The organism is Enterobacter sp. UNJFSC 003 (assembly GCF_036903355.1).
GTDB lineage: Bacteria > Pseudomonadota > Gammaproteobacteria > Enterobacterales > Enterobacteriaceae > Enterobacter.
Genome location: NZ_JBAKHK010000278.1, coordinates 1 through 250 on the forward strand (window position 1 = coordinate 1; position 250 = coordinate 250).

Annotated in this window: 1 pseudogene; it reads left to right on the top strand. The window is 57.2% G+C overall.

Annotated features, from left to right (window positions below):
- A pseudogene (locus V5P19_RS24150) lies at positions 1-250 on the top strand (two-component system sensor histidine kinase UhpB); the annotation flags it as partial.

Here is a 250-nt window from a genome sequence, read left to right on the forward strand (position 1 = left end):
GGTACTTGCTGCTGTTTGTTATCAGTCTCTGGCTCCAGTTGGGATTGCCGGACGAACTGTCGCGCTTTACGCCATTCTGTCTGGCGCTGCCGATTATCGCGCTGGCCTGGCACTATGGTTGGCAAGGGGCGCTGATTGCGACGTTGATGAACGCCATCGCGCTGATCGCCAGTCAAACCTGGCGCGATCATCCGGTGGATTTATTGCTCTCGCTGCTGGTGCAAAGTCTGACAGGGTTGTTGCTTGGCGC